This window comes from Candidatus Hydrogenedentota bacterium, assembly GCA_013359265.1.
GTDB lineage: Bacteria > Hydrogenedentota > Hydrogenedentia > Hydrogenedentales > SLHB01 > JABWCD01.
On the sequence record JABWCD010000001.1, the window covers coordinates 36,810 to 57,751 of the forward strand.

Below are 20,942 nucleotides of genomic sequence, written 5' to 3' on the forward strand. Positions count from 1 at the left end.
ACCTTTCCGGAAACAAGTACATCAGAAGGAGGAGTATGAGTACCAGGGGGATTCTTTGGGTAACCGTCGCAATACCGGTCTGCCTTGCGCTGCTGCTTTCCGGGTGTCCCACCGACACGAACACGCCGCCTCCCGTCCAGCAAATTGTGAAAGGGACGATTAAAGGCGTCGTGATAGACAGCGATACAGGCGATCCGATCAACGGGGCGTCGGTCGTCACCGCCCCGGAGACGTCGCAGGAGTCGACGGGGTCGAAAGGGAAGTTTAGGTTCGAAGAGCTTCCGATTGGCGTTTATCAGGTCATGGTGACCGCAACGGGGTACTTGCCACAGGAGGTTTCCGGGGTATCCGTTACGGCAGGGCAAACGGTGGAAGTCGAAGTGCAGATGGACTTACCACCCGTCACAACGGCGAGTGTTTCGGGAATGGTCATGAAACACGATTCGCCGTCGGACGCTCCACTCGCCGGGGCAACGGTGGCCCTTGTCGACGCAATGGCGCTGGCGAGCTCGGGCGGCAAAACGCCGCTTGAAACGCTTGCGGCTGCCAGCCCGTACACGGCCGTCACCGACGTTAACGGGGAATACACTATTGACGGTGTAGCCCCGAGTTCGTACTTCGTTCATGCGGCGCCGGCGGTTGCCGACCAGGAGACCATTTTGCCCGGCGGCGACCGCTCGCGCGAATCGTTCGATGTCGAATTGGACGCAAAACTGAGCGTCAACATCGTGCTCTCCCAACAACCGTCAGCGGCGGCGACATATGTCGGATCGGGAACCTGTCTGTTCTGCCACGACGGCACTGCGGCGACCGATGTGAGCGGGTACAAGAAAACGCTCCACGCCCTCGTGTACCGCGTGCCGGACCAGACGAGCTCGATTCAGGACCTGAGCGATTTGCCGAACGCGAATGCCGCGCACGCCTACTTCAAAGACGGCAACAGCCGCGACAACACAGGGGCCGGGGACGAGTACGGGCTACGGATCAATTCCACGGACTTCCCGCTGTTCACCGCGACCAACGCCGCCGACCGCTACAACATCTGGCTCGGTTATGAGAGTGCCGGCGGAAAGTACTTCATGCAGATGTCGAATACCGCCGACACGATCATGTCAGCGAAGTACTATGTTGAATTTACGTGGGGCGGGATGGGCATTTACAAGGAGCGGTGGGTTACACGCGCGAAGGCGGACAGCACGTACGACGCGGACCCGGCGGGCGGGGATTCGTCCTACTACATCCTTCCCGTGCAATACGACGAGAAGTTGCAGGCGGGAGCGGAGCCATTCCATCCGTACAACTACACGAATTGGGGACCGCCCACCGTGGACGGCGGACCGGCGCGCGCGCCTGCGAAGAACAAGTCCTTCGACTTGAATTGCGCGGGGTGCCATTTCACGGGCAATACGCTTGTGCGCGACGTGAACGGTCTCTATCACGCGGACGCGCTAAACGCGAGCAGTTCGGCCGGAATTATCGACTTCGATGGCGACGGTCACAAGGACGAAATGGTGATCGGGTGCGAAGGGTGTCACGGCCCCGGGTCGGAACACGTCCAGGCGGGCCTGCCGCCGCGGGTCGTATTGTCGCGCTACTTATCAGCGGAGCGTGACGCCATGCTGTGCGGGCGTTGCCATACGCGGGGCGCCGGCAAGGCAACCTTCACGGGGACGACGGACCATCCCGAGTATCCGGCCGCGGGTACTGACACGATATCGTTCCCGAGACCAGGAATCGGGTACGAGGAGTTTGTTGGTACGTATCACACAGACAATCCCGGCATATTCGCTGACGATGTAGGGCATTCGAGGCAGCACCACCAGCAGTTCGTGGACATGCAGAAATCCAAGCATTACAAGAACCAGTACCTGCTTGTCGGGTGCAGCGAGTGCCACGAACTTCACAACCGCGACATTGGCCCAAGTCTTTCCGCGCGGGACGACAATAATCAGTTGTGCCTGAGTTGTCATTCGCTGTACGACTTCGGTTTACAGCCGGGTTACACGATTGGTCAGGAAGCCGATGCAGTTTCCGACCATATGATCGAATTCGCCGGGATGGCCTCGGGGTACGACCCGCAAAATCTTTCGGGATTTGCCAGCGAGACGGCAGACGGCGGGCCGGGCAAGTGCAGTTCGTGCCACATGCCTAAGACGGCGGCAAGCCAATCGCGGTGGATTCACGAGACGGTGAACTCGCAAGGACAACCAGCGGGTGGTCGTATTCGCGGCGATGTTGCGTCGCACGTGTTCGATGTCGTTACGCCGGCGGAAAGCCAGGCGTTGTACAACAGCGTGACGACGAACCGGCAGTTGGCCAATAGCTGCAGTGCCTGCCACAACTCGATAACCGACGATCTCGATTACGCTTACTAGTTGGCGACCGGTAGGCGTTCATCGATTGTTCGGCATGGGCGGCGCGCGTAAAAGTGCGCTGCCCATGTTTCTTTGGGCGGGAAGGTTTGACGGGAAACCTATCCATCACATGCAGCATATTGTGCGGCATTGGCGTGAAAGCCTTGACGCCGTCGTGACACACGCGTAGGATGAAGCAGTGGTTCGTTGCACCGCGAAATCGCTGTAATGAACCGTCTCGGGGGAGCCGAAGCGAAGCAGTACACTCCGCCCTGAAGGGCCGCTCTATCCGTGACATCCCCTACGCGCGTTCTTGCGCGCATATGCTTAACCCGCACCTCGGCGCGCCGCACGCCAGAGTCCCGTGCTTCCGATCGATCGAAACACCCACGTGCGCGTGGCTCGCCGCACTTAGAAAGGGGTGTGTAGCCATGCGTTGGACATGTCTGAGCGTAATCCTCACCACTGCATTGCCTTCAATCGCGTTTTCCTCAGTGTGGTACGTGGACCAAGCGTGCACGTCGCCCACCGAGGACGGTCTGTCGTGGGCGACGGCGTTTACCGACATCGAGCCTGCGATCGACACGGCAACGAAGGGGGACGAGATTTGGGTGGCCAAAGGGGTCTATGGCGAAGTGCACAACGATCCGGGCGGCGCGCTGGTGCTTAAGGAGGGCGTGAGTCTTTACGGTGGATTCTATGGAACGGAGACCTCGCGCGATCAGCGGAATTGGGCGCTTCACGAGACTGTCGTTGACGGCAGTACATCTCGAGGCGGTTTGCAGGCGTACCACGTGATTTGGGCCGCAGATGCGCTCGTAGTGGACGGGTTCACGATAACCGGCGGATTCGCCAATGTCATGGAGAACCCGAACATCTGGGGCGGCGGTTTCGCAGCGGCGAATCCGACGGGCGGAACAGTTCCGTGGACGGGAATCACGGTTGCGCACTGCACATTTCGCTACAACGAGGGGTGTGGCGGGTCCGCGATCTATGCCTACTACGTACCACTGACCATTGAGGACTGCGTGTTCCACAACAACGGAAATTCGGACACCACGTGGATGGGCGGCGCTGTCATGACGTTTGGGGCACCCGTCGCGATTCGACGCAGCGAGTTTCGCGACAATGGCCGCAATTACCTGACGGGTGGCGCGCTCTATATAGACACGGGCGCATATGAGATTTCGCGATGCCGATTCGTGGGAAACGTTGGAGGGTTCGGAGGCGCAATCGATATCGATACGAACCCGGGTGGCACAATATCGAATTGCCTTTTCTACGGGAATCTCGGGGGAACCTGGGGCGCGGAAGGCGGTGGAATCTGCATTGACCACAATTCGACCGCCGCGGTGACCAACTGCACGTTTTACGGAAACCAGGCGACCGATGGGGGCGCGCTATGCACCCGTAACGGTTCCAGCGCGACCGTAACAAACTGTATTGCGTGGAACAACGTCAGCACCCACGAGTTCGGTGGAACGAACCTCACCTTGAAGTATTGCGACATCGAAGACATGCCGGCAGCAGGGACGAATTTTTCGCTCGATCCGGAGTTCTACGATGCACCAAGGCAGGATTTTCGCCTTCGGACATCGTCGCCGTGCCGAAACGCCGGCACGGGCATTGGCGCGCCGAGTGACGATTTGAACGGGGTGGCACGACCCAAAGAAGGCGCGGTGGACATGGGCGCGATCGAAATGCCCGAAACGTTTTTTGTAAGCAAATCGACCGGAAAACCTGCGGCGGCCGGGCGATCCTGGGCGACGGCGTACGCAACCATACAGGAAGGTGTTGATGCCGTTGCAGCGCTCGGCGGAGGCGAGATTTGGGTGGCGCAAGGTGTGTACAACGAACCGCGAACATCCGCACGCGGTGCGGTGATGTTGTGGGACGACGTTGGTTTGCTCGGCGGGTTCGCCGGCACTGAAACGACTCCGCTTGGGCGAGATTGGCTAACACATGCAACGGTCATTGACGGATCGACGGCGTTGAGCGGAGCGCCAGCGTTCAATGTGGTCTGGGCCGGCAACCGAACGAATCTCGACGGAGTTGCGGTTACAGGGGGATATGCTTCGTCGGTCCCATACGAACTGGGCGGAGGCGTGTTCGTACAGGGATCCTCGGTCCGCTTGGCCAACTGCACCATCGAATACAATGCGGCCAATACGTTTGGCGGTGGAGCTTGTGTGTTCGTCGGCGCGGACGCGACGTTTGAGAATTGCACGTTTCGCCACAATACGGCTGGCGGCGAAGGCGGCGGATGCGATCTCGAATCGGGCGCATCGGGACGATTCGTCAGTTGCCGTTTCGAGAACAATTCAAGCAACATCGGCGGAGGGGTGAATGGTTTCTTGCCCAACTTGATTCGACTCGAGCGCTGCCGATTCATCGAGAACCAAGGTGCGACGGGCGGCGGCGCGGTCTGTGTCCGCGGCGGGAGCAGCCAGTCCCAGAATTGTGAGTTCAGCGGGAACACGGGCATTTTGGGGAGTGCGTACTACCTGTGGGATATCAATCACCAACTGGAGCAGGTAACCTGTATTGGCAGCCCGGCATCGACCCACCCGCTCATCGTGATCGACGGCGTGCGATCGTGCGATATCCGCAATTCGATTTTCTGGTTGGACGGGCCGTCGGCAATCCAGGTCATCGGAGGATCGGCGCCGACGGTGACATATTCGGACGTCAAAGGCTTGAGCCCCCTCGGCGACACCAATATTGACGCCGATCCGCAGTTCATAGAGACGCCAGACGGGGTGTTATTGCGAACGGGTTCACCCTGCATTGATACGGCGGCAACGTTGCCGCACGTCCCGGCTGACCTGCGGGGCGTCGCGCGTCCGCAGCACGGCGCGTACGACATGGGTGCGTACGAGATGCGGCCCTATACGCTGCACGTCGGCACACGTGGAAGCGGAACGACCATTCCTCCAGCCGGTGACCATACGATTTTTGAACAGGATGCCGCGGTCCTGCAGGCCAATCCCGACCCGGGTTGGTATTGGTCAAAATGGGAAGGCGACGCAGCCTCTCTGGGGAACGGCGCGTCGATCGTCGTGGACAGCGACAAATCGGTGGTCGCGGTCTTCAAACAGTGCAAGCTTACCGTGAAATGGCCGGATGGCGGCGAATCTCTCGACGCCGGTGAAAAGTACGCGGTCAAGTGGAAGTGCCAAGGCGACACAGGAGACGCGGTGCGAATCGAGTTGGAGCGCAAAGGTTCGGTCGTCGCCGCGCTTCAATTGGACACGCCGAACGATGGTTCGCAGAAGTGCCGCATCCCGAGCAGCACGCCCGCAGCAGACGGTTACCGGATACGGGTAACGTCCACGACGAATAGCAACTATACGGACACGAGCAATAGCGGTTTTCGGATCGAAGCCTCGCGGTAATACGCGCTACGCGCCAGCCGGAGGAATGCTCTGCAATTCGTTCGCGTGGTGGCGGATGATGCGTCCTTCGACGAGATAGATGACGTCCTCCGCGATGTTGGAGGCGTGGTCCGCGATGCGCTCGATGTATCGCGAAACACCGAGCAGATGTATATAGCTGTACGCCGCTTCCGGTTGTTCGCGGATGCAGCGTTCGGTGCTCACGTACATATCTCGATTGATGGCATCGACCTCGTCGTCCGCGGCGATGACGGCGTTCGCGGCGGCGACGTCGAGATTTACAAGCGCGTCGAGACTCTTGTGCAGCATGGTCTGAGCTTTCTGCGCCATTCCGGGAAAGTCATATGGAATATCTACGCGCGGCACGGTCGACAAGAAGAGCGTGCGCTCGGAAATATTCACGGTTGCGTCGCCGATGCGCTCCAATTCGGTGTTGATTTTGAGTACGGCGATGATAAAGCGCAGGTCGTGCGCCACGGGCTGGTGCAACGCCAGGATTTTTTGGCAGTCTTCCTCGATATCGACTTCCATCTGATCAATTACGGTGTCCGCGTCGATGACCGATCGTGCGACGGCCGTATCGCGGTCGGCGAACGCATGGATGGCGCGGTACACGGCCTCTTCCACCAGCGTGCCGAGGTCGAGAATTCTCTTTTTCAGTTTGTCGATTTCGTTTTGGAGATGCCTGGACATTTCGTGTTCTCTCTAGCAGTTGCGGATCCGTGCGCTAACCGTAGCGGCCGGAGACGTAGTCTTCCGTGCGTTTGTCCTTTGGGTTTTCGAATATGTCAACGGTCGGCCCGAACTCGACCATGTCGCCAAGCAACATGAAGGCCGTTTCGGTAGCGACGCGCGCGGCTTGCTGCATGTTGTGCGTAACGATTACAATCGTATACCTTTCGCAGAGGTTCCACATGAGTTCTTCGATGTGGCCCGTCGCGATAGGATCTAACGCGGAACAGGGCTCGTCCATGAGCAAAACTTCCGGCTTTACCGCGACGACGCGCGAGATGCATAGGCGTTGCTGCTGCTCCGGCGAGAGCGAAAGCGCGGCGCTGGACAGCTTGTCTTTGACGTCGTCCCACAGGCCCGTGGCGCGCAGGCTCTTTTCAACAATTTCGTCCATTTCCGGGCCGCGTGCCATCCCGTGAACGCGCAAACCATAGGCGACGTTTTCTTCGACCGTTAACGGAAATGGGTTGGGCCGTTGGAACACCATCCCGACGCGCCGCCGCAGGCCCGCCAAATCGACCCCCGGCCCGTGGATATCCGACCCGTCCAGCAGGATTTTGCCATCGATACGCACACCTTTGATGAGGTCGTTCATCCGGTTCAGGCAGCGCAGCAGCGTTGACTTGCCGCATCCCGACGGCCCGATGATTGCAGTCGTCATTTTCGGTTTGATTCGAAGGCTCACCTTGTTCAGGGCCTTGAACTTTCCGTAGAACAGGTCCAAGTCCTCGGTCTGAATCTTGTGTTCGTTGGGGCTATTCATCCGAATCGTCCGGTGAGGTACTCGTCGGTGCGCGGGTTCTCCGGCTTGGTGAATACCTGTTCGGTAGGCCCGGTCTCGATGAGCTCCCCCATGAGAAAGAAGGCGATCCGGTCGGACGCCCGGCTGGCCTGTTTTGTGTTATTGGTGACCAAAATGATGGTATGCCGCGCGGCGAGTTCTGCAAGCGCATCTTCGATTTTGGCGGTCGAAATGGGGTCGAGTCCAGAACACGGTTCGTCGAGAATCAGCACGTCCGGGTTCAGCGCGAGGACACGCGCAAGACACAACCGCTGTTGTTGCCCTCCGGAGAGATTTGTTGCGGGTTCCTGGAGGCGGTCCTTGACCTCGTCCCAAATTACCGCGGATTTGAGGGAGGATTCCACGCGTTCGTCAAGCGTCGTCTTGTCGTTGATGCCGGCCAGACGCAATCCAAAAACGAGATTCTCGTAGACGGAGCGCGGTAACGGCACGGGCACCGCGTAGACCATGCCGACGCGCCGGCGCAAGGCAGCGACGTCGACATCCGGGCTGTAAATGTCCCGTCCGTCGAGCAGCACAGTTCCGGAGAACGAGAATTCGTAGACGAGGTCGTTCAGCCGGTTGATGCAACGCAGGAAGGACGTCTTGCCGCTGTTTGCCGGCCCAATAATCGCCAGTCGCTGGTTGGGAAAGATGTCGAGATTGAGCTTCCGAAGCACTTCCTTTCCGGAGTACCGGACCGTCAGATCGCGAATCTGGATTTTGGGATTGACCGCGGCGGCGTCCGTCATTGCAGGCTCCGCGAGAAGCGATTCAATAACCAGTATGCAACCGCGTTAAGGAGCAGTATCGAAATGATGAGCACGGACGCGGTCGCGTAGGCGTTGTCCATCGAGATACCTTCGCGAGACAGGATGTAGAAGTGCAGCGCGAGCGTGCGCGACGAGTCGAACATCGAACCGGGCAGGTGCAAAGCCGACCCGGCGGTCAACATGACGGCGGCAGTCTCGCTGATGCTGCGCCCGACGGAGAGGACGATTCCGGTGCAGATGCCCGGCGTCGCCGACGGCAGGACCACGCGAGTGACCATCTGCCAGCGGGTGCTGCCAAGGCCATAACTGACTTCACGGTAGGAGTACGGCACGGCGCGAATTGCTTCCTCGGCCGTACGAATGATTGTGGGCAGCACCATCAATGCCAGCGTCAGCGCACCGGAAATCACGCTCAAGCCCATGCCGAGCGTGATGGTGAAAAACACAAAACCGAACAGGCCAAAGATGATCGAGGGAATGCCGGCGAGACAGTCCGCGCCGAAGCGGATAATCGACGTCAACCGGCTTTCGCGCGTGTACTCGGTGAGATAGATTGCAGTGGCGACACCCACGGGCGCGGCGATAATCACCGCCAACCCCGCCACATAGACGGTCCCGACGATCATCGGGAAGATGCCGCCCATCCGCCCCATCCGCCGTGGAGACTGCAGAAGGAATTCCAGGGTAATGTGGGGCACGCCATGTGCGAGAATGTACGCGATGATGAACAACAACACGCTGACCGTAGTGCCGGCGAGCAACCACATGATGCCGACGGCCACGCGTTGCGCAGCGGTCGGAGACATGACCCTCATCGGCCACCACCGCGAACGCCGCGCTTGGCAATGAGCAACGCGGCGGTATTCAGAATCATGATGATTATGAACAGCGTGACCGCCGTGGCAAACAACGCGTCCCGGTGTTTTCCGGAAGCGTACCCCATTTCGAGCGCAATGTTGCTGGTGAGTGTGCGCACGGCGTCGAGTGGACCGTGCGGGATTTCGAGCGTGTTGCCGGCGACCATGATGACGGCCATCGTTTCGCCGACGGCGCGTCCCATACCCAAAATAATCGCGGCGACGATTCCGGAACGCGCCGCCTTCAGCAGGACCATGTAGGTGGACTGCCACTCTGTAGCGCCGAGTGCAATCGAACCTTCCCAATACGATCGGGGCACGGCCTTGATTGCATCCACGGAGATGCTGGTAACCGTTGGCAGGACCATCACGCCGAGCACAATCGATGCGGCAAGCACGGACAACCCCGGCCCGCCCAGATGCGTGCGAATCAGCGGCGCAATGGTTACGACGCCGATGAACCCGTAAACGACCGAGGGAATTCCGGCCAGGAGTTCGATAAGCGGCTTTAGAATTGCGGCGATTTCGCGGGGGCAAAATTGCGTCAACACAATGGCAAGGCCAAGTCCAAACACGGTGCCGATGATCATGGCGCCGGCAGTGACCGCCAGCGAGCCGACGATCATGGACAGGATGCCGAAGCTTCCGTTCTTTGGGTCCCAATCGAGCGAGAGAAAGAACCCACGCGCACCTGATTCGATTATGAGGGGCAGGCCCGATTTGAAGATGAATACTGTAATCAACGCGAGCCCGGACACCGCCGAGAACGCCACGATCATCAGCGCAGCCGCTATGAGTTTGTCCTGTCTCATTTCGCTCGCACGAGGCCTTCCGACTCGAGAGTGCGTTGCCCTTCAGGTGAAAGCACGTAATCCATAAACCGCTGTGCTTCGGGTCGAAGCGTCCCTTCCGTGATGAACAAGAACGGCCGGGCAAGCTTGTATTGGTCAGCAATTACGTTTTCGCCCGTCGGCTCGACGCCGTCCACTTTTATTGCTTTCAGCTCCGAGCCGACCAGGCCCAGTGACATGTAACCGATCGCGGCGGGATCGCCCTTGACCAGCTCTTTCACCGCTCCGTTCGATTCCTGCGTCAGCGCGGCGCGCGAGATTCGCTCTTTCCCCATGACGAGGTGCGTGAAGCTCTCGCGCGTGCCCGACCCTTCCTCACGCGTAATTGGCCGGACGGGTCCGTCTTCTCCGCCGACATCCTTCCAACTGCGAATTGAACCGCTGAATAGCGCGCGCAACTGGTCCGTTGTCAGTTCGGTCACTGGATTGCCCGGGTTGACCACGATTGCCAGGCCGTCCCGGGCGATTGTCGTGCCGGAGAACTGCTTTTCTTCGTCCTCGGTTAGCGAGCGCGAACACATGCCGATGTCGGCGAGTTGATTCGCAACTGCCTGGAGTCCCGCCGTGGAGCCGCCGCCTTGCACCTCGACGTTTTCTTCAGCGTGTGCGGCCATGTATTCCTCTGCGAGGAATTCGGCGAAGGGCTGGACCGACGTGGAACCGACAACGTTCACCGCGCGCTCATGTTTTCCGCCGCACCCCAGTGCGAGAAAGCACAGTGCGACGGTCAAACAGAGTGACGATATCCACTCCGCTAACGATTTCGACATGGTTCCCCGCGCGCCAGAATCCGGGACATCGGGTACGGACACCCCGGCCCTACTTCCCTCTCGTGATTAGCCGATAGGGTATCATTCAACGACCGTGAAGTCCAAAAGAATGCCGCCCCGAACAATCGTTGGATGGTGAAGTGCACACCCTATTCCCGCGGTAAACGGAAGCCGGATTCGCTCCTCTATCGCGTTCCAAGCAACGGAGAAAAAGTTGGGATATCGGGTTGGTCGAAACTCCAACGGGGATCATCCCACGAGTTTGCACCCGGCGTTTCCGATGGTTCTCCATGAAGGGCTTCTCGGAGCCGCATCAGGAACTCGAGACCTGGTGCGTGAGCGGTACGGTTTCCAGCATGCATCGGCGGGCAGCCGACGTCGTTTCGCTTCGTTGCGATTCGGGGATCTATCTCGTAGACTGACACCTCTCTACCTGAGGCGCACCGCGATGTCTGGGAGCTGTGGAGTCAGGTGCAGCACGATAGCGGCACAATTATTGTTGGAGCTGGTCCATCCGGTCTGGCGATGGCGGCGTGCCTCAAGCGCGCCGACGTGCCGTTCGAATTGATCGAACGCGCGGAGCACGTGGGATCGGCTTGGCGGTCGCATTACGAACGGCTGCACCTGCATACGGTCAAGAAACACTCGAACCTGCCGTACTTTTCGTTCCCGGCCGGCGTCGAGAAGTACCCGTCGCGCCAGGACGTAGTCGACTATCTCGATGCGTATATGCGCCATTTTGACATTGAGCCGCGCTTGGGCGAAGAAGTCATATCTATCCGGCGAGATAACGGCGCCTGGCAAACGACGACGACGCGCCGCGCGTACACATCGCAGCGGGTGGTGATCGCGACAGGGTACAACCGAAGGCCGGTGATACCCACGTGGCCCGGCGAAGAGTCGTTTCAGGGCGCCATCATACACAGCGCGGAGTACCGCAACGGAGAACCGTACCGCGGCAAACGCGTGCTCGTGGTCGGGATTGGCAACACGGGTGGCGAGATCGCAATCGATCTCTGCGAATATGGCGCTGCGCCGGTGCATATCAGCGTGCGCGGTCCCATCAACGTCATCCCGCGCGACTACCTTGGTACGCCCGCGCAAGTGTCCGGGATCATGTTGAGCAAACTCCCGCGCGCGGTGCGGTACCCACTGAGCAAAGCGATCGCACGCGTTGCGACGGGAGACCTTTCGCGGTACGGGATTCGTTGGCCGGAGTTTGGGCCCATCGAGAGCGTCGAACGGTTTGGCCGCGTCGCCCTTATCGATATCGGCACCATCGATTTGATCAAGCGCGGCGAGATCACGGTCGTGCCGGGCATAAAGCGTTTCACCGAGCGCGGAGTTGCGTTCATGGATGGCGCTACCCACGAGTACGACGCGGTGATCCTTGCGACGGGATACAAACCGCGCATCGAAGATTTTCTCCAAGATGCGCATGACGTAACCGACGAAGCCGGATACCCCGTTCCGCCGGCTGGCGAGTCCAAATGGCCGGGCCTGTACTTTCTCGGCTTCGTAAATCCTCCGACCGGATTGCTGCGGCAGATCGCCATCGATGCGCAGCGTATCGCCGCCGAGATTGCGTACACGGCGACCCGGAGTCACGCTCATGCGTAATATGGAACATTGGCATCCGGTTGCCCTGTCGGCCGAGTTGGGTACGAAACCGATCGGGGTCCGGCTGAACGGCGAAGAGATCGCATTGTTTCGCACTGTGCGCGGCGAAATCGGCGCATTGCAGGATCAGTGCCCGCACCGCCGCATGCGGCTCAGTTGCGGCGCGGTTAGGGGGGACCGGCTCGAGTGCCCGTATCATGGCTGGACATTTGACTGCTCGGGTGCGGGCGAAAGCCCCGGCACGCCAAAACTGCACGCGCAGGCGAAACACTACGAGGTTCGCGAGCAGTACGGCGCCGTTTGGATTCGGCGCGCGGGCGGGGAAACAGCGTTTCCTGAATTCGAGGTCGCGGGATACCACCCGGCGTGCGTACTGCGGCACGTCGCGAGTGCGCCGCTTGAGGTGGTGCTCGACAACTTCACCGAAATCGAGCACACACCGACGACGCACGCGCTCCTGGGCTATGAACTCGCCCACATGCCGGAAGTGACGACGGCGGTCGAGTCCACCGAGGATTCGGTGTACGTCTTCAATCGCGGCCCGCAGAAGCGTATCCCGCTCTATTTTCGCGCGCTCCTGGGAGTCCGCGAGGGCGACATGTTTGTGGACGAATGGACGACACGCTTTTCGCCTGTGTATTCGGTGTACGATCAGTGGTGGTCAGACCCGAAGACCGGTAAGGAGCGGCGCGACCGCTTACGCATCTATGTGTTTTTCAATCCGATCGGTCCGGAAGAAACGGGGCTTGTCACATTTGCGTTCTTGAAATCTCGGCTTTGGAGTGGCGGCGCGGTGCGCGCCATCGTTGGGCCAGTGCTGCGCAAACTGGTTGACATGGAGGTGGGTCTCGATGTGCAGATGCTTTCGAGGCTCGCGGACAAAACGCCGGGAATCGAGGGGATGCGTCTGAGCCGTTTCGACAAGGTGCTGGGATTGAACCGGAAGCGCATCGCCACAGTGTATCGAGGCGAGCGCGACGAGACCATCGATACGCCTGCGCTGCCGCATTAGCCGATACAAGACGGGAGTTATGGATTGTCTGCGAAGAGTTTGGCAGTAGTCCTTGCCGAGAACATGTACGAGAACCTGGAATTGCATTATCCGCGGCTTCGCCTCATCGAGGCGGGCTATGAGGTGAAGGTTGTCGGGCCCAAGAAAGGCGAGACCTATGGGTCGAAGGAGGGATATCCTGCGGTAACGGATGCGGCATTCGGGGACATCGACCCGAAACAGGTGAAGATACTGGTGGTGCCGGGCGGTTTTGCGCCGGACAAATTGCGGCGGTATCCGGAGTGCAATCGATTTGTCGCCGACGCGTGGGCCGCGGGCGCGGTCGTTGGCGCGATCTGCCACGCGGGCTGGGTCCCCATCAGCGCCAAGATAGTGCGAGGAGTGCGGATGACGAGCGTGAACGCAATCAAGGACGACCTCGAAAACGCCGGAGCAATTTGGGTTGATGAGCCGTGCGTCGTCGATGGTCGTTTCGTCTCGGCGCAAATACCGAAGGACCTGCCCGCGTTCATGGAAGCGGTCCTTCGTGTGGCGGAGGCGAAATGATTGCGCAAATGCTTTGGCAATCGAACGGCGACCTTGCGAAGTCGTGCCTCGATCATCCCTTTGTGCTGGGATTGGCGGACGGCTCGTTGCCGCCGCAGCGGTTCGCGCGGTACATGGAACAGGACGCGTATTTTCTCGATGCGTTCGCGCGGGCGTATGCGATGGCGCTGGCCAAGAGCCCGGATCGCGAAGGGTTCTTCGCGTTCAAGGATTTGTTGGACGGTGTGCTTGATGAACTTCAACTGCACGAAGAGTTGGCTGCGCGGCACAATCTGAACCTCGAACCGGAGCCGTCGCCCGCTACGGTTTCGTATACGGATTTCCTGTTGCGCGTTGCGGCAATGGCGCCGGTGGGAGAGATCGTTGCGGCGATGACACCGTGCATGCGGCTGTACGCGTGGCTGGGACAAGAACTGGCGGAGAAGTTGTCAAAGACGAGCCCGTACCGAGATTGGGTGATGACGTACAGCAGCCCGGAGTTCGAAGGGCTTGCGACTCGGCTCGAGGACTTATTGGACAAGTACGGTAAAGGGCTCGACAAGGTCCCCGCGAATTACCGTCGCGCGATGGAGTTGGAGTTCGCTTTTTTCGATGAGGCGTGGCATTTGAATGTGTAGAGACGCTGGCGGGGCATCTCGGAATCGATACGTCCAATGGGTCCCTTGGGTCCTATGGGTAACTTTGTTTTCCGGTATTTCTGGCGCAGGTGCTATTACCGTTGAGCCGTTGTGGACCGCCGAGACCCACTCGATCATGGAAGGTCCGCCGATGACCGTCGATTTGGATGGCGACGGCGACGCGGAGATCGTGACGGCGGCCTACGAGGAGCTGATCGCGATTGACGGCGATGGCAAGGAACGTTGGCGTTTCGACGCCCGCGGGCGATACCAGACGTGCCCCGCAATTTGGGAACGCGATGGCGCTCCCCCACTCCTTTTCGCCGGCGACAATACGGGTCAATTCACGTGCCTGGACGGCGGGGGAAAGGTCATCTGGCAAGTCGATACGAAACCGATCTTTTGCGCGGCGCCGGCAATCGGGGATCTCGATGGCGATGGCACGATGGAAGTCGTGCAGGGCGACAAGTCGGGCATGGTGCACGCGTTCAATGCGCTGACCGGCAAAGTAGTGTGGCAAACGCAAATCGAGGGGGAATGTTCGAGCCCGGCGCTGGCGGATTTGGACGGCGACGGCAAACGTAACGTTGTGATTGCGACGGGCGCAGGCAAGGTGTTCGCGCTTGATGCCGCCGGCGCAGTGCTGTGGACGTACGCCATGGATGGAACGACACCAGATTGGGCTACATGCTCGCCAATCGTTTTTAAGGTCGGCGACGGTAAACGTCGTATCGCCTGCTCATCGGGTAATGAGACTGTCCATTGCATCGATGCGAAAGGCAAACAAGTTTGGTCACGAACGACGCGCGGCGCCGTCGCGTCGACGTTGTCGGCGGGCGATATCGACGATGATGGTTGGACCGACCTGTTCGCAGTGACCCAGTTGGGTGTTGTGTACCGATTTGACGAAGATGGGAGGACACGCTGGCAAATCGACTCGCAGGGGCGTTCGCTCGCGCCAGGTGCGCTTGTCGACATCGATGGAGACGAAAAACTCGAATACGTGTTGTGCACGCAAAACGGCAATCTGATCGTGATCGATAACAACGGAGACGTCGCGTTTTCCTATCAGTTCAAACACCGCACGATAAACGTGACGCCTGCATTTGGCGAGATAGCGCCGGAGCGCGAGGGAATTGAATTTGTCGTTACGGGGGGCGAATCCGGACGCGTGATTTGCTTCGGCGCCCCCGCGCGCGTGGGCACGCGCAGCCAGTGGCGAAGCTATCGCGGCGATTCGCGGCTTGTCGCGGCATGGCTTCCGGAAGAGCAGGATGCTGTTGCCAGCATCGCGCCCGTGGATTTGGACGCGGACGGACTGGTCTGCGGCGACGTAGTTCGTTGTCGTGTCATGAACCATCAGCCGGAACGAAGCGATCTTTTCGCGGAAGTAGCCATCGAGGACCCCGCCGGCGAGATTCGAAGCGCGCTCGGGCGCGTCGACGGTGCGCAAACGGTCGTCGAACTGCCTGTTTCGATACGCCAGGCAGGAACGTACGCGCTGAAGTGGCGCGTCAAGGACGGCAACGGATTTGTGCTTGCGTGCGGCGAACAGAAAACGGATATCACGCCATTCAAGAATGACCGATCCCTCCTGGAGATGACGTTGCTTCAATTGCGTGCGGCTGTAGGCGGCGCGCGGCCTGCGGATGACGACGGCAGTTTTCGCGCGGCGTTGCACTCGGAGACGAAGGAAATTCTTAGGGTTGCGGTCCCCTTACAGACGCGGTGGGGCCGCACGAATTCGCTTGCGCAAGAGGATTGGCAGGACCTCGAACGTGACACGGCGGAATTGAACGCGCGATGCCGGCGCGCCGCCAAATTCGCAGATATGGTAGATATGGGTTTGATGAAAAGTTTTAAGGCAGGGCTGGTTCCTTTTCAGGAATCGGATGGGGACAGCCGCGATCTTGGAAAACGCGTTCCGCAATTGGTGTTCCTCCCGTATCCGATAAAGCGTCGCTGCGTGGTTGGGGAGCACGAGCCGGTTTCGATCAAATTGTTCAACGCGTCGAATGAAGCGCTTCGTCCATCCATAAAGGTTACTTCAGCGTCGGCGGGGATTCGGACTCAAGTGCTCGCCCCGAAAGAGGCGCCCACGAATCTCGGCGGCACGGCCTGGGACGCGCTCGTGCCAAGTGGCGATGCGCAGTTGGAGATTCCCCCTCTCGAGTCGCGCGAGATTTGGCTTGATATCGATGCAACAGAGGCAAAACCAGGAGAGCACAGAATAGACGTTTCCGCCCAGACAGAATCCGGCAATACAGAAGTAAACGTTTTTCTGGATATTTTGCCGTTTGCCATGGCGGGTTACGATCAAATGCGCATGTGCGCCTGGGCGAAGTATGACGAGCACGCCGTGAGGGACCTTCTGGCGCACGGGAACACGGTATTCATCGGGAACCTGCCGCCCGCAACGGTGACGGACGGAACATCTCCCGGCATTGTGTGCGACTATGGCCCGCTGAACGGGTTTCTCGCACCGCTGAAGGGACACGACGTGTACCTGCTGTTTCACGGCATTCCGCAGTTGGGCGTGCCGATGGAAAGCGACGAATATGTGCCGCGTTTTGCGGAGTACATGAAGTTGGTGCTCGCGCATTTGGCGGCGAATGGGTTCGATGAGGAGCACGTTGCGTTGTATCCGTACGACGAGCCGGGCGGCAACGGTTGGAACGTCGTGAAACAGTACACGGCGTTCGCGCAGCAGGCGTTGAAGGCGCTGCCAACCCTGAGATTCTACGTCAACGGAGGGGCGGACCTTCCGAAGTTCGAGGAAATGGCGGAGTACGCGGGAATTTGGAGTCCGGGCATCTACATGCTGCCGGAGCGGTCGCCGGAGATGGAACTGCTGCGAAAAACCGGCAAGCCGTTGTGGTCGTACGACTGCGCATACCTGTTTTCGCGGCCGATCGGCGCAAACACGAAGACGGTCAACGTCGTCGCACAATATCGATTGTCGGCGATCATCGCAATGAACTACGGCGCGACGGGAATCGGCTGGTGGTGCTACAACCACGGGCCGTCGATGTGGGACCCGATACCGTTCGAGTATCCGCTCGTGTATACGAACGAGGACGGCACGGTGACGACATCGCGGCGGTGGGAAGCGGTGCGCGAGGGAGTGGAGGACGCGCGGATATTGATTGCGCTACGGGAAAGGCTGGGCGATGATTCCGTGAGTGGCGAGGCGAAAGAGAAAATCCGGCACTTATTGGAGAAAACCGTTCCGGAACTGTCGAAGCAAACGATGGAATATGCGCGATTGGGTGTCGCGCGGTATGTGATTGATGAGACGCATAACGACGAGTTGGTGGAGCGGCTGCGGGCGGAGATGATGAATTGTGTGGCGGCGGTGGGGAGATGAGGACGGAAGTCGTGAGTGCTCTTTCGTGCTCGTACTCGTAGTTGATCGTACCGGCTGTGCGATCGCTGGACTACACCAAGATCGAATCGGAGCTTTTCAAGAGTGCGTTCCCAAGCCGGAGCTTGGGAACGAGGATTCGCTTGGTGCGAGGAGCAGGCAACCTACCAATACGACGTCTTCGCCGAGGGCGCAGGGGACAATTTCGTATTTGCCGCGAAAAGCGCCGAAGCAGAGGGTTGCTACATGGCCGCGAATTGGATTCAGTAGCACGTCGCCGAGGAGGCTGACGCCGCCGCCGATAGCGATGCGTTCAGGATGAATGAGCGTGATGACATTTGAGAGCGCCACGCCGATGCCTTGCGCAATATCGTTCAGTTCATTCCGCGCGAATGGGTCGCCGGCGCGCGCGGCCTCCCCGAGGATGGCGCAAGTGATGCGCTGAGGATCGCCATCGCAAAGGCGATGGAGCGGCGATCCGGGCGCGAGTCGCGCGGAAGCGCGAACGCGTTTCTCGATGGACCAACCACTGCAGAGGTTCTCAAGTTTGTTGAAGCCGCCGGGTGTGAAGTTCGTCCAATCGGGAATGTAGGTGTGGCCGATTTCCGCGGCGCCGAACCCTTGGCCGTCGTGGAGCATGCCGTTTATAACGAAGCCACCGCCGATGCCGCTGCCGATGTTCATGTAGCAGAAGGTACGCGTGCCCTTGCCCGCGCCGCACACGTACTCGCCCCAGCACGAGACGCTGGAGTCGTTGCCGACGAAGACGGGTACGCCGAAGCGCGATTCGAAGTATTGCTTGAGCGGGTAGTCGCTCCAGCCGCCAACCTGGTGCGAAACGAGCGCTTTGCCCGTTGCAGTTTCGATCGGTCCACCGAAACCAACGCCAATACCGCTGACGCGAGCACCCCGCGATTGCGCTTCATTAAGCAGCTTTGGAACCGATTCGTCAAACCACGAGAGTATCGCTTGCGCGCCTTCGGATGCAGGCGCGGCGCCGCGTTCGCGAGTGATAATTTTACCGTCGTGTGTGCCGAGGGCAGCCTGGAGCTTTGTGCCGCCAATTTCGAGGGCGAGTACTAGATTTGACATCAGGATAGTCTGGTTACGCGATGATCTTGTGCAGCACCTTGCCCGACACGTCCGTTAGCCGGAAGTTTCGGCCGTTGTGGACGTAGGTGAGTTCTTCGTGGTCGATGCCGCAGAGTGCGAGGATTGTGGCGTGAAGGTCGGGGACGGAGACGGGATCGACGGCGGCTTTGTAGCCGACTTCGTCGGTCTCGCCGTAGCTGGTACCGCCCTTGACGCCGCCGCCGGCCATCCACATGAGGAAGCCGTCGGGATTGTGGTCGCGGCCGATGCCGTTTTGCGAGACCGGCAGGCGGCCGAATTCCCCGCCCCAGACGACGAGCGTGGAATCGAGCAAGCCGCGGCGCTTGAGATCGGTAAGCAAGCCCGCGATGGGCACGTCGGTCTCCGCGCAGTGCATGTCGTGGTTTTCGACTAGGCCGTTGTGCGCGTCCCAACTGTCCTGCTGGTGGCCGCCGCCGCTGTAAACCTGCACGAATCGCACACCGCGCTCGACGAGCCGGCGCGCGACGAGGAGTTGGCTGCCGAAGTATTTCGTCTTGTCCTGATCGAGACCGTAAAGTTTTTTTGTCTCGTCGTTTTCCTTCGTAATATCGACGGACTCGGGGGCGGCGCTTTGCATGCGGTATGCAAGTTCGAAGCTTTCGATACGCGCAGCGAGATCCGCCTCGTGCGGATGTTCCTCGTAGTGCGCTTGATTAAGCTGTCCGAGCAGATCAAGTTGCGCGCGCTGTTGTTCATCGTTCATGCCGCGCTGCTTTTCAAGGTTTATGATCGGCGAACCGCTGTTGCGCAATGGTGTCGCTTGAAACGAGCTCGGCAGAAATCCCGAGCCCCAGTTCTGCGGACCGCCGATGGGGCCTCCGCGGGGATCGTACATGACGACATATCCCGGCAAGTTCTGGTTCTCGGTTCCGAGGCCATACGTTAGCCAGGAGCCAATGCTCGGGAATCCCACGCGAATGTACCCGGTGTTCATCTGGAACAGCGCGGGCGCGTGGTTGTTGCTGTCGGCATAGCAGGATTTGATGAACGCGATGTTGTCCACGCACTGCGCGAGCGCGGGGTATTTTTCGCTCACCCACGCGCCGGATTGACCATACTGTTTGAACGCGTAGGGGCTTCTCATTAGCGGCCCGGGATTCGGGCTGAAGGGTTTGAGTTCGCCTTTCCAGTCGAGTTTTTTGCCGTCGAACTTGTCAAGATCCGGTTTGTAGTCGAAGAGGTCGAAGGCGCTGGGACCGCCGTACATGAACAGGAATATGACCGATTTCGCCTTTGGCGCGAACTGCGCGTTCTTCGCCGCAAAGGGCGACGCGGCGTTTGCCGATTGCAGTAAACCGCCGAGACCCAGCATACCGAAGCCGAGGCCGGTGCGTTTGAGGAAGTCGCGGCGGGTAGTAAAGGTCTGGCTGCGGCCAAAGTCGCAGTGCGTGCAGGTTGGGTTGGTCATGATACTTCAATTCCAGAATTAGCCACGAAAGAACACAAAGAGCGCAAAGAAATCGCGCGAAAGGACTCAGAGAACCTAAGACGGCCTCGGCCCGAAACGAAATTATGTGAAGGGTTCAGCAGATCGGGTATCGGGTTTCGGGTATCGGGTTTCGGGAACACAGCGAGCGAAGTAGGAATCTCAGAATCTGAAATTTGAGACCTCAAAGAATTGGAGACGCTGAACTTGCGATCTCGTCTCATTCGTTGCAGATGGATACAGAATTTCCTTTGCGCATTTACGAGAATCGACGCGAAAAGAATAGTCGCACTGAGACGAGTATTAGTTCTAAGACGCGCGCGTACGTCCTTAAAGTTGTTGAAGCACGAAGAGAAATCAGATGTCTTCATCGCTTTCTGCCCAGTATTTTGCAGATCTCTTCGTATCTCTTTCTACATCGCGCGCATGTGGCAATTGTATACCATGATGCACGAGTACATCCTCGTAATGCAGCAGGGCCGATTCTAATAGTTCCGCCAACCGCAAAGCTGTCAGAAAAGTTTCGTCGTCAACCTTTCCTTCCAAACGTTCAATAAGCTCGATACTTAATGCGACGTTAATAGATAACGAATCACCTTGAATGACCACACCTGGGAACTTTCTTTCCGGCATTCTAATGACGCATGCATTCGTCGCGTGAGAATAGACTTCGATCTGCTCTTTGATCATCTGATCCATCCCGGCAAGAG

The 20,942-nt window shown here is 59.2% G+C and carries 16 protein-coding genes; 7 read left to right on the forward strand and 9 right to left on the reverse strand.

What is annotated here, in order from left to right; genetic code table 11:
* The first annotated feature begins 35 nt into the window (after positions 1–35).
* Together HUU46_00155 and HUU46_00160 are read left to right on the forward strand one after the other, a co-directional pair.
* Positions 36–2,375 carry a carboxypeptidase regulatory-like domain-containing protein gene (locus HUU46_00155; protein ID NUM52031.1) on the forward strand — a complete coding sequence of 780 codons (2,340 nt, stop codon included), beginning with the start codon at positions 36–38 and terminating at the stop codon, positions 2,373–2,375.
* A 410-nt stretch (positions 2,376–2,785) separates the two neighbouring features.
* Complete coding sequence (locus tag HUU46_00160; GenBank protein ID NUM52032.1) at positions 2,786–5,749, forward strand: hypothetical protein; 2,964 nt, start codon at positions 2,786–2,788, stop codon at positions 5,747–5,749.
* A gap of 6 nt (positions 5,750–5,755) precedes the next feature.
* On the opposite strand, the gene phoU is transcribed toward HUU46_00160, so the two are convergent.
* From phoU to HUU46_00190, 6 genes are read right to left on the reverse strand one after another with little or no spacing between them, the layout of a single operon-like run.
* The gene (gene phoU / locus HUU46_00165; GenBank protein NUM52033.1) at positions 5,756–6,442 is read right to left on the reverse strand and encodes a phosphate signaling complex protein PhoU; all 687 of its coding nucleotides are present in this window, start codon (positions 6,440–6,442) and stop codon (positions 5,756–5,758) included.
* Positions 6,443–6,476: 34 nt separating this feature from the next.
* A complete protein-coding gene (gene pstB, locus HUU46_00170) occupies positions 6,477–7,244 on the reverse strand; it encodes a phosphate ABC transporter ATP-binding protein (GenBank protein ID NUM52034.1) in 768 nt (255 codons plus the stop codon).
* Complete coding sequence (locus HUU46_00175; protein ID NUM52035.1) at positions 7,241–8,014, reverse strand: phosphate ABC transporter ATP-binding protein; 774 nt, start codon at positions 8,012–8,014, stop codon at positions 7,241–7,243. Before HUU46_00175 ends, pstB begins: the two co-directional genes overlap by 4 nt.
* Complete coding sequence (gene pstA / locus HUU46_00180) at positions 8,011–8,850, reverse strand: phosphate ABC transporter permease PstA (GenBank protein NUM52036.1); 840 nt, start codon at positions 8,848–8,850, stop codon at positions 8,011–8,013. The genes HUU46_00175 and pstA overlap by 4 nt, the downstream gene beginning before the upstream one ends.
* The gene (gene pstC / locus HUU46_00185) at positions 8,847–9,704 is read right to left on the reverse strand and encodes a phosphate ABC transporter permease subunit PstC (protein ID NUM52037.1); all 858 of its coding nucleotides are present in this window, start codon (positions 9,702–9,704) and stop codon (positions 8,847–8,849) included. The genes pstA and pstC overlap by 4 nt, the downstream gene beginning before the upstream one ends.
* On the reverse strand, positions 9,701–10,513 hold the full coding sequence (locus HUU46_00190; GenBank protein ID NUM52038.1) for a phosphate ABC transporter substrate-binding protein: 813 nt from the start codon (positions 10,511–10,513) through the stop codon (positions 9,701–9,703). The genes pstC and HUU46_00190 overlap by 4 nt, the downstream gene beginning before the upstream one ends.
* 471 nt (positions 10,514–10,984) lie before the next feature.
* Between HUU46_00190 and HUU46_00195 the strand changes: the two genes are divergently transcribed.
* From HUU46_00195 to HUU46_00215, 5 genes are all read left to right on the forward strand, one after another.
* Positions 10,985–12,133 carry an NAD(P)/FAD-dependent oxidoreductase gene (locus tag HUU46_00195; GenBank protein NUM52039.1) on the forward strand — a complete coding sequence of 383 codons (1,149 nt, stop codon included), beginning with the start codon at positions 10,985–10,987 and terminating at the stop codon, positions 12,131–12,133.
* On the forward strand, positions 12,126–13,145 hold the full coding sequence (locus HUU46_00200; protein ID NUM52040.1) for an aromatic ring-hydroxylating dioxygenase subunit alpha: 1,020 nt from the start codon (positions 12,126–12,128) through the stop codon (positions 13,143–13,145). The genes HUU46_00195 and HUU46_00200 overlap by 8 nt, the downstream gene beginning before the upstream one ends.
* A gap of 63 nt (positions 13,146–13,208) precedes the next feature.
* Positions 13,209–13,691 (forward strand): type 1 glutamine amidotransferase, encoded by a 483-nt coding sequence (locus tag HUU46_00205; protein ID NUM52041.1) that lies wholly within the window; start codon positions 13,209–13,211, stop codon positions 13,689–13,691.
* The gene (locus tag HUU46_00210) at positions 13,688–14,308 is read left to right on the forward strand and encodes a TenA family protein (GenBank protein ID NUM52042.1); all 621 of its coding nucleotides are present in this window, start codon (positions 13,688–13,690) and stop codon (positions 14,306–14,308) included. Before HUU46_00205 ends, HUU46_00210 begins: the two co-directional genes overlap by 4 nt.
* Before the next feature lie 151 nt (positions 14,309–14,459).
* Entirely contained in the window at positions 14,460–17,675 is a 3,216-nt protein-coding gene (locus tag HUU46_00215; protein ID NUM52043.1) for a PQQ-binding-like beta-propeller repeat protein, read from the forward strand.
* Between the two features lie 96 nt (positions 17,676–17,771).
* On the opposite strand, the gene HUU46_00220 is transcribed toward HUU46_00215, so the two are convergent.
* The 3 genes from HUU46_00220 to HUU46_00230 all read right to left on the reverse strand — a co-directional run bounded on the left by HUU46_00220 (position 17,772) and on the right by HUU46_00230 (position 20,922).
* A complete protein-coding gene (locus HUU46_00220; protein ID NUM52044.1) occupies positions 17,772–18,764 on the reverse strand; it encodes an ROK family protein in 993 nt (330 codons plus the stop codon).
* A gap of 13 nt (positions 18,765–18,777) precedes the next feature.
* A complete protein-coding gene (locus HUU46_00225; protein NUM52045.1) occupies positions 18,778–20,214 on the reverse strand; it encodes a DUF1501 domain-containing protein in 1,437 nt (478 codons plus the stop codon).
* Between the two features lie 375 nt (positions 20,215–20,589).
* A complete protein-coding gene (locus HUU46_00230) occupies positions 20,590–20,922 on the reverse strand; it encodes a hypothetical protein (GenBank protein NUM52046.1) in 333 nt (110 codons plus the stop codon).
* Positions 20,923–20,942 lie beyond the last annotated feature (20 nt).